Origin of the sequence: Vibrio makurazakiensis, from assembly GCF_050337375.1 — a bacterium.
Lineage (GTDB): Bacteria > Pseudomonadota > Gammaproteobacteria > Enterobacterales > Vibrionaceae > Vibrio > Vibrio makurazakiensis.
The window spans coordinates 1-10,344 of record NZ_JAKJSW010000156.1 but is presented as its reverse complement, the minus strand read 5'-3'; the positions used below and the strand labels follow the sequence as shown (position 1 = coordinate 10,344).

General features: G+C 41.1%; 8 protein-coding genes. 5 read left to right on the top strand and 3 right to left on the bottom strand.

Features of this window, described 5'->3' with window-relative positions; translation table 11 throughout:
- A partial coding sequence (gene bla / locus L4C33_RS15790; protein WP_428813375.1) for a class A beta-lactamase occupies positions 1 to 789 on the top strand: 789 nt, incomplete at its 5' end.
- A gap of 236 nt (positions 790 to 1,025) precedes the next feature.
- Here bla and trpS read toward each other — a convergent pair.
- Entirely contained in the window at positions 1,026 to 2,048 is a 1,023-nt protein-coding gene (gene trpS, locus L4C33_RS15785; protein ID WP_428813374.1) for a tryptophan--tRNA ligase, read from the bottom strand.
- 381 nt (positions 2,049 to 2,429) lie between these two features.
- Positions 2,430 to 3,473, bottom strand: coding sequence for a GMP reductase (locus L4C33_RS15780; RefSeq protein ID WP_428813373.1), 1,044 nt, complete (start codon positions 3,471 to 3,473; stop codon positions 2,430 to 2,432).
- Positions 3,474 to 4,058: 585 nt separating this feature from the next.
- Between L4C33_RS15780 and L4C33_RS15775 the strand changes: the two genes are divergently transcribed.
- Positions 4,059 to 4,613 (top strand): outer membrane beta-barrel protein, encoded by a 555-nt coding sequence (locus L4C33_RS15775; RefSeq protein WP_428813372.1) that lies wholly within the window; start codon positions 4,059 to 4,061, stop codon positions 4,611 to 4,613.
- An 88-nt stretch (positions 4,614 to 4,701) separates the two neighbouring features.
- Here L4C33_RS15775 and L4C33_RS15770 read toward each other — a convergent pair whose 3' ends face one another.
- Positions 4,702 to 6,957, bottom strand: coding sequence for a peptidase U32 family protein (locus L4C33_RS15770; RefSeq protein ID WP_428813371.1), 2,256 nt, complete (start codon positions 6,955 to 6,957; stop codon positions 4,702 to 4,704).
- 219 nt (positions 6,958 to 7,176) lie between these two features.
- Between L4C33_RS15770 and L4C33_RS15765 the strand changes: the two genes are divergently transcribed.
- From L4C33_RS15765 to L4C33_RS15755, 3 genes are all read left to right on the top strand, one after another.
- Positions 7,177 to 7,767, top strand: a complete 591-nt coding sequence (locus tag L4C33_RS15765) for a glutathione S-transferase (RefSeq protein WP_428813376.1) — start codon at positions 7,177 to 7,179, stop codon at positions 7,765 to 7,767.
- Positions 7,768 to 7,951: 184 nt separating this feature from the next.
- Entirely contained in the window at positions 7,952 to 9,277 is a 1,326-nt protein-coding gene (locus L4C33_RS15760) for an anaerobic C4-dicarboxylate transporter (RefSeq protein ID WP_428813370.1), read from the top strand.
- A gap of 262 nt (positions 9,278 to 9,539) precedes the next feature.
- A partial coding sequence (locus tag L4C33_RS15755) for a response regulator (RefSeq protein ID WP_428813369.1) occupies positions 9,540 to 10,344 on the top strand: 805 nt, incomplete at its 3' end.

Here is a 10,344-nt window from a genome sequence, read left to right as displayed (position 1 = left end):
ACATTAAGTGACACGATCGATTCTATAGAACAACGTACCTCGGGACGCATAGGTGTATCAGTTTTAGATTCCAACGATCAACAATGGAATTATAAAGGGAATGAAAGGTTCCCCATGATGAGTACATTCAAGACATTAGCATGTGCAAAAATGCTACATGATTCTGATAGAGACATTTTAGATACAAATATAATGGCGCCAGTAAAGTCCGATGAACTAATCACTTGGTCACCAATTACAAAAAACATGGTTGGGGGTTCAATTACCCTTGAAGGTGCTTGTGAAGCTACGATGAAAACTAGTGATAATACTGCTGCAAACATAGTTTTACAGCACATAGGAGGTCCACAGGGTGTCACTGAATTTCTACGTTTTACCGGAGATGAAGTAACTCAATTAGATCGTTTTGAACCAGAACTAAACCAAGCCAAAGCTGATGACCGACGAGATACAACGACGCCAAATGCGATGAATAAGACCTTGCGTCATATTTTATTAGAAGATGTATTGAACCCAGATTCAAAAAAACAACTTAAGGAATGGATGCAAGGGAACACTGTTTCCGATTCTTTGCTACGTTCTGTTTTGCCACAAGGGTGGTCTATTGCAGATCGTTCTGGCGCAGGTGCTAACGGTTCACGTGGTATAACTGCAGTAATCTGGAATAATGAGCGCGAGCCACTAATCATTAGTATCTACCTGACACAAACCAACCTATCAATGCCAAAACGTAACCAAGCAATTAATGAAATTGGTAAGGCTATTTTCGAGAAGTATGCTGTAAAATAACTAGATGAGATTTTCATACTATTGATAATGGATATGCCGTAGAGAACCAAATGGATTCATACGGCATATTGACCAGCTTTATTACTTGGCTATAACTGATTTTTGGACAGAAATGAGTTAGCGACACTAACTATTTCTACTAAATTCACATAAGTTAAAGTATCCCTAATAGAGAAAAGAGCTTCGAAATGTTCAGCCAATGACCTTCTCGAAGCTCGTTGCTGAAAATAAGTTATTCATAGAATATTGAGTCCAAAGATGTCTTTAACATCAAAAAGCACTTTTTCTGTTTTATCTTTAGATATTCGGCTTCCTTCCACTAAAATATCAACTAGTTGAGCCTTATCATTTAAAAACTCTGTTCTTCTCTCTCTTATTGGTCGGAGCATATCCTGCAAACACTCTTCCAGTACTTTTTTCGTTTGACCGTCACCAAGCCCCCCATGTTGATAATGCCCTTTTAGTTGGCTGACATAGTCTTCATCTGAATGAAAAGCATCGAGATAAGTAAACACAACATTTCCTTCGATATTGCCGGGGTCTTCGACCCTTAAGTGATTAGGATCGGTATACATCGATTTGACAGCTGCGGAGATTTCTTTTTCGGTAGAGCCAAGATTAATGGCGTTGCCCATCGACTTAGACATCTTATTTTTCCCATCAGCACTAGGTAAACGTGATGCGTTACTTAATAAAGGTCTACACTCATTCAAAACAATACGCCCTGCTAGTGAGTTAACCTTTCTCACTATCTCATTAGTTTGTTCAATCATTGGTAATTGGTCATCCCCAACAGGGACTAAAGATGCGTTAAACCCCGTAATATCAGCAGCTTGAGATATAGGATATGTTAGAAAACCAGCTGGGATAGATCGTTCAATCCCTTTGTTTTGGATTTCACTTTTGACTGTTGGATTTCGCTCTAACCGACTGATGGTTACGAGGTTGCTGTAATACATAGTCAACTCGGCAAGAGCGGGTAGTTGTGATTGAAGGCAAATGGTTGTTTTAGAAGGGTCGATACCAACAGCTAGGTAATCGGCAACGACATTTAGAATGTTAGATGATACTTTTTTCGGATTATGAGCATTATCAGTAAGACCTTGCATGTCAGCAACAAGAATCGTTTGCTCATGAATTGCCTGTAAAGCTACACGCTGCTTTAAAGAACCGACATAATGACCTAGATGCAGCGGGCCTGTAGCTCTATCACCGGTTAAAATAATTTCTGGTTTATCAGTATATTGATTTGTGCTCAAAGGTATATCTCCTAGTTAAAACAGATCGCTACTGGAGATATAAAAGAAATTACAATCTTAGCTACCTTCCAGCAGCTTGRGAATGTAAGAATTCCGTGCCGCTCTAATTAGAGCGCCACCAGAAGAAGAATGATGTAAGCGTTGAAATGTATTTCATTCAGACAATCTAACAACAATCTTTTTGGAACTCAACTCTCTCAGAAATAATTTTCCAATAGGAAAACTAATGCAAAAACACAACCCTTAGAGAAGGTAACCGATACAGTTTAAGCGATAATGGGGCAGAAATATTTTCTCTGCTGTCACTTACCGAATTTCAGACAAAAAAGAACCACTAAAAAGTGGCTCATTTCTTAAAATTTTAAACAAGTATTTTAAACGTTATGCTTTACCGAAAACGTTGTTCTCTTGCTCTTGTACACGGATGAAAGTAGTACGCTTAGTTAGCTCTTTAAGCTTTGCTGCGCCTACGTATGTACAAGTTGAACGTACACCACCAAGGATGTCTGAGATAGTGTCGTTTACGTCACCACGGTATGGAAGTAAAACAGTTTTACCTTCTGCAGCACGGTACTTAGCAACACCACCAGAGTGTTTAGCCATTGCTGACTCTGAAGACATTCCATAGAACTTCATGAACGTTTTACCGTCTTGCTCGATAACTTCGCCACCAGACTGCTCGTGACCTGCTAGCATACCGCCAAGCATTACGAAATCAGCACCGCCGCCAAACGCTTTAGCAACGTCACCAGCACAAGCACAACCGCCATCACCGATAATCATGCCGCCAAGGCCGTGTGCTGCGTCTGCACATTCAATAATTGCAGAAAGCTGAGGGTAACCAACACCTGTTTTAACACGTGTAGTACAAACAGAACCAGGGCCGATACCAACTTTAACGATGTCAGCACCCGCTAGGATTAGTTCTTCACACATATCACCAGTCACTACGTTACCCGCAGAGATAGTCATTGTTGGGAATTCAGCACGCACTTTTTGTACGTATTCAACTAAATGCTCTGAGTAGCCGTTCGCGATATCAATACAAATAAACTCAAGATCTTCGCTTAGCGCTAGGATTTCTTTTGTTTTTTCGAAGTCACGTTCAGACGTACCAGTAGATACGAATACTTTGTTAAGTGTTTCTTTATCAGCGTTTTTTACAAACTCAGCCCACTGTTCAACAGTGTAGTGTTTGTGCATTGCTGTCATTACGCCGTGTTTTGCAAGCTCAGTAGCCATTTCGAAGCTACCAACTGAGTCCATATTAGCTGCGATTACAGGTGTACCTGACCATTGACGACCGCTATGCTTGAATGTAAAATCGCGGGTTAAATTTACTTGAGAACGACTTTTTAGTGTTGAACGCTTAGGGCGAAACAGTACATCTTTGAAGCCTAACTTAAGTTCTTGTTCGATACGCATGATAATTTGTCCTGTAATTATATTACGTGTCGTGCGTTTTCAGTAAGCGTTGGCAGACGCTTCACTGAGTTTCGGACACAAAAAAACCGGAGCGTTGGCAGACGCTCCGGTTTTCAGCATTATAGGTTGTGATTTAAGAACAGCAAGTCTGATATTTTCATTTTTTTTGTGATACCATACGGAAGATTACATACCCAAAACATCTCCCTCCCCCTTCAAGTTCACACCTTTTCATTAAAATCATCAACTTAGCAAGAATCGATTGCGCAACCCTTTGCGTCAAACTTACCGAATCAGGTGTTCAAAAATTAGTTTAATCCATCCCAAATCACAAAAATACAAACTAAGTACGTAATTTCTTTCGTTTTTATCTGAAAATATTTAGCTATTTTTTTGAATAATTCACTGATTTATTATGAAACATCGCTACTATTATTAAAGAATAATCACATTACGGACTAATTCTTGCTTGTTTTTTGAGCATCAAATAAAAGCCGACATAAGTTGCCACCACCAATGCGGGCTCGCTACTTAGATAAATTTGATTGAACAAGGTTGTTAATTTTTAAATAGGGATGTTCTCATATGGGTAAAATAAAATACGCGATAGCCACTGCTATAGTACTTTCTTCATTTAGCAGTCTAACTTTTGCACAATCAGGCCCTGGTATTTTTTACACAAACCTTGGTGCAACGATCATATCCGATGGATCAGACTCAGAATCCGCTTATTTTGGGGAAGCCGGTTATAGCTATTACTTTAATAACTTCCTTGCCGCCGACTTTAGTTACCGACACACACAGACATTCAATAGCAGCGTTTCAGCCGACAGCGATGGGTTTAGTTCTAAATACGACTCGTACAGCCTCGGAATAAAGGTAGAACAAGCAATGGGCGACTTTAACTTATATGGAACTGCCGGTGCGAGTTACATCCCTTCAGAAACAACACGCTGGGATACGACTGACGGTGCACCTAAAACAGTAAGTGAAGACAGCGTTGAACCTTATATTAGCGCTGGTATTAAGTTTTCTGTCCCAGGCTCCCCTCTATTATTGGATGTTGCAGTAAACCACCAACTATTGCCTAACTCTGAAAGTGCTACGTCAGTGTCTGGTGGTGTTTACCTAATGTTTTAAAAGCACGCAGAGTAAATTAGATCCAAAAAAAAACGCCAAGGCATCAGCCTTGGCGTTATTCTTTCAAAATGTATAGCTTTTGTTAGTACTACAAACCTTGAACGTACTGAGCGTTAGTACGAACTTCTACCAACTGATCTAACTGCTGCTGAGAACCTTCAACACCACTCAGTAAACCTTCAAAGTGCTTAATAAGTTCAACTTTGTCTTGTACTTCTTTAGAGCCAGCACCAATGTTAGTTAAATCGATAAAGAACTCATCAAACAAACCCGACAAATCAGAAACTGCATCGTAGTTTAGGAACTGTTCGTGGTTATAAATGCTTGGGTAGCCGCCTTTCTGTTTATCTACAGCAAAAGAGATACCTTTAACATTGGTAATGGTTGTCGCCTTTTCGCACTTCAACATACAGCCAGCTTCGATACTTGGCTTATTACAACCTACCGTTCTTTGGAAGAAGCACTGACGGCTCGTCATCATCAAAATTGGATGGTAGATACTGTAGAACAGTTTGAAGTTCTCAGGGCGTTTAATATGACGAATTTGACCTTTATTGATCTCATTAGAGATAAACGCACCCGCACAGTTCAATTCTTCTTTCAAAGTAATTAAAGCATGTGAGTTGGTCGTGTTCATGAAAGGACCCGCAACCCATTCAATACCCATTTCGAAAGCTTTGTAAGCTATACCAGTATTKTTAGTTACAATACGTTCTGGTTTCACTTCTTCAAGAATTCGTACAGCTTCATCGTAATCTTTGCCAATTAATACCGCTGGGAACCAAGGGATTAAACGTGGATTCTCAGAAAGAATATCAATGTACTTATTACAACGCTTTTTAAAGCTTTCTGGTAGCTTGAAGTACACATCTGCATCTGTCACATCACATAGGTGAAGATCACTCACATCAGCAATCAGCATCGACAGAGTCGGTGTTTCATTAATTTTAGGCTGCTGTTTAGGCGCTGGTACTTCAACGTGTTTAATAACTTCAACTTCACCATTTAGAATAAAGTCGATTTGATCTTTGATATTTGAAACTTCACGCAATGGAATACTTAGACCAGCATCCAATTCATCAAAGTTACGGCTTTCTAGCGTATGAACGGCACTCTTAACGGTTTTAAAGCGCTTCTCTAACAGCTCTTGAGTTAGAGGGTTTTCAGTATTTTCAGTTAGCACAGACTTCGATGTAATAACAATCGGTTCTTTGTTCGAATGAACAGTTACGCACAATGGTTTACCTAGCTTCGCAGCGAAAGAGATTGAAACCTCTGTCTTACGGATATCTAGGTACTGGATTTTATCGCGCATCTCTTGACCAAGCACATCTTTAGCTTCGTGCAGGTCATTAGTCACTTCTTGAATTTGAACGACTGAGATTTCATTGTTCTGCTCTTTCGCTTGGTCAACGGCATAGTTCATGCTGTTGTCGCGCGGGTTATCAATGAACMTGTCTTTCGTCAGGTTGCCCTTGAGGAAAGAGTTAGTGAAATCACGGTTAAATACTTTATGTAGGTTTGAATCGTCTTCAATTAACAGACCACTTTCTACAAAGCTATCGATCTGCTTTCTCCACGTATCAACAACAGTGTAAACGTAATGCGCACCTTTAATACGGCCTTCAACTTTAAGTGAGTCTACTTTCGCATCAACCAATTCTGGTAGGTCATAGTACGCAGAGTTGTCTTTCAGGTTTAGTGGGAAGCGGTTACCTGCATTAGTTACTTCATACTCGTCACGGCATGCTTGGCTACAACGACCACGGTTACCCGAGTTACCAACACTCACAGAGCTTGAATAACATTGACCTGAGAAAGCGATACAAAGCGCACCATGAACGAACACCTCAGTCAGAACATCAACATCATGTGCCACTTCTGTCAGTGTTTTGATTTCTTCAAGGTTTAGTTCACGAGATAAGTTAACGCGCGACGCACCGATTTTTGCCAAGAATTTAATTTGACCTTCGTTGTGCGTTGTTAATTGAGTTGATGCGTGAACATCCAATGTTGGGAAATGCTTTTTAACCAAGTCGAACAAACCTAAATCTTGGACAATGATGCCGTCAACTTTAGTGTTCACTAACTGGTTTAGAAGTTTAACGATGTTCTTAATCTCATGTTCGAGCAACACGACATTAAGTGTTAGAAAGATTTCGCAGCCATACTCATGAGCAAGACGGATCACACCATTCAAATCATCCAAGCTTAAATTGGACGCTCGATTACGAGCATTGAAGGTGTCCAAGCCACAATAAACTGCATTCGCACCAGCAACGATAGCCGCTTTAATTGCTTCTACATCACCGCCAGGTGCCAATAACTCAATTTTTCTGCTCATTTTTGAAACCGCTCACTTGCTAAACTTATAATATTTTTTGAGCGCGTATTCTAACGACATCACTAATTTATTACCACAGTTCAAGCTTTTATTGACTTAAATCACACTAGTTATGTTAAAAATAGAGTTAGAAATGAACTACATAACGATCACGGGAGTTTCATGACACTGCCAATTTTATACTCACTTCGCCGTTGCCCTTACGCAATGCGCGCCAGAATGGGGTTATTGCTTGCTAAGCAACCCGTAATTTTGAGGGACATTGTGACAAGAAATAAGCCCCCAGAACTTCTAGAAGCTTCTCCGAAAGGGACGGTTCCAGTGTTAGTATTTGATGATGGACGAGTCATAGAGCAAAGCTTAGATGTCATGCATTGGGCGTTATCGAGAAATGACCCAAGCAATCTTCTTAGGCTCGTTCAACCCGAAACTTCAAAGCAAATCCAAGACTTGATAGCAATGAACGATCGCGAGTTTATTCCGAACTTAGAACAATACCGCGCCTCAATGCGCTATCGGAATGACGATCAAGAACAACGTCGTAAGCTTTGTGAAACCTTCATTAAGCCACTTGAAGAAAGGCTCAGTAGTCACGCTTACTTTTTTGGAGATACACCAAGCCAAGCCGACTACGCGCTAATGCCCTTCATCAGTCAGTTTGCCAGAGTAGATAAAAAGTGGTTTGTAACACCTCAATACAAGAACATTGAGAGGTGGCTAAGAGCTCACTACGAAAGTTCCCTTTACACCAAAGTCATGAAGCAATATCCGCAGTGGATAGAAACAGGCGAAGAGTTTTTGTTCGAGTAATCATCTCTATTAAAATGATGACTCGATAACTCAAACACCGCCTGACCCCACCTTTTTTTGATTAAAAACAATAAACTACACGATAGTTATAATGTAATAACTAATAAGCATAAAGGCTCACATTAACACCTACCACTTTTGGGTAGCATGGCAGTTCATTTACTACTGCAGTGAGGTTTTGACTATGTTTTATGTGCATATGCTCCTGTTATTGACGGTCATATTTATCGGGATCCGCCATGGAGGCATTGCGTTTGGCTTATTAGGTGGGTTGGGCGTTTCAGTGCTTGCTTTCGTCTTCGGCGTCGCCCCTGGTTCTCCCCCTATTAGCGTAATGCTGATCATATTGGCTGTTGTTGCTGCTTCTGCGACACTTGAAGCCACTGGCGGCCTTAAACTATTAGTGAAGTTTGCCGAACGCCTTTTACGTAAGCATCCAAGTCAAATCGTCTTCCTTGGCCCACTTTGTACATACTCACTGACAGTTTTAGTGGGCACCGGACATTCAGTCTATCCCCTACTTCCCGTCATCTATGATGTGGCTTACAAGAAAGGCATTCGCCCGGAAAGACCAATGGCAATGGCGACCGTTGCTTCTCAGATGGGCATTACTGCCAGCCCAATCGCGGCAGCGGCAGCCGTAGTAATGGCAACAGCTGCTGATAATCAATTGGATATTGGTTTGGTGAACGTATTGCTAGTCACCATCCCAGCAACCCTAATCGGTGTATTGGCAGGTTGCTTATGGAGCCTTAAACGAGGTAAAGAACTCGACCAGGATCAGGAGTTTATTCAGCGTTGCCAAGACCCAGAGTTTAAAGCGCAGTTAATCGACGAAACCGAGGAAGAGTCTGATAACCCAGCGAGCCAACAAACAGCCAAACGCGGCTTAAGTATATTCCTTGCAGGTATCGTCACTGTTATCTTCGTCGCTATGTTTGGTAAAGACCTCGCGCTATTACCAGAGGGCGTAAACATGTCCGTCGCGATTCAATTCTTAATGCTTTCTGTCGGTGCTTTGATCTTATTGACGACAAAGATTGATCCGAAAAAAATTGTCCACAGTAATGTGTTCATTGCTGGTATGACCGCGGTAATCATCATCTTTGGTATCGCATGGATGAGTGACACGATTATCGGTTTCCACAAACCCTATTTAATCAGCTTAGTCAGTGATTTAGTTGCCGCTCACCCTTGGACATTTGCGATCGCGATGTTCGTGGTGTCAGTGTTTTTGAAAAGTCAGGCTGCTGTGCTCACCATCATGCTTCCACTGGGTTTTGCAATGGGTATCCCAGATCCTGTACTAATTGGGGTGCTTCCTGCCTGTTACGCCTATTTCTTCTTCCCATTTTATCCGAGTGATCTTGCAGCAATTACGTTTGACCGCTCTGGTACAACCGAGATTGGAAAATATGTGTTAAACCATAGCTTTTTATTGCCTGGATTTATTGGAGTCGTTACTGCTACGGGCGTGGGTTATGTACTGTCGACTGTGATTGTAAACTAACCCAAAGTTAGATCTAGAACTAAAGCCAAAATAAAAGGCCAGGTACACTCGTAACTGGCCTTTTTCGTATCATTTAGCCAATATGCCTAAATCATACCTTCGATAAGAATTGGATAGTCTTGAAACCCACCCAGATAACTTCACCGCAACGAAAGCTCTCAAAAGAATCGTATTTATATAAGAAACTTGCCTCATATCACTTTATAAAACAGATTGTTGGCTACACTTAAAATACAAATGCAACAAGTTGAGTAGATAGCTTATGGATAAGCCTATTTTATTAGTGGATGATGAAGTCAATATTCTAAACTCGTTTAGGCGCACTTTGCGCAACCAGGTAACGATAGAATTAGCGAGCTCTGGCAAGGAAGCGCTAGAACTTATTGAAAAGAAACATTATGCAGTGGTCGTGTCAGACATGAACATGCCAGAAATGAATGGGCTACAGCTTCTTGAAGCGATTCAAGAACGCTCTCCCGACACCGTTCGTATGATGTTTACGGGTAACTCTGACCAAAAAACGGCTGTTGATGCAGTGAACATCGGCGATGTATTTCGCTTCATTAATAAACCCTGTTCACCTGATGAACTTTTAGTTTTCATTAACTCAGCGCTACATCAATATGATCTTATTATTGCGGAAAAAGTGCTGCTAAATAAAACCTTAAAAGGAGTAATTAGCGTACTCAGTGAAGTGATTTCATTGATAGAGCCCGAAGTTAGCGAACATAACTCTCGTATACAATTCCATATGGATACGTTGTCCAAAGCGCTCAAATTGAAAAGCCATTGGAGTTTTGAGCCAATGGTTCAACTTTCTCAGCTTGGGCATATTCTCTTCCCCGACGAACAACACAACGGGCATTTAACCGTTCCTCCAATTCCAGAGCAATCTCAGGCCGCTAGCCAAACACAACAAAGCCTAGGTCAGCACGCGGCGTTAGCATCTGATTTAATCCGCAGGATTCCAAGAATGGGACCAATTGCCAACGCCATTAAATACCAGGAAAAAGGATTTAACGGTGAAGGCCTGCCGAATGATGAAGTGCAAGGGAAAGATCTTCCTC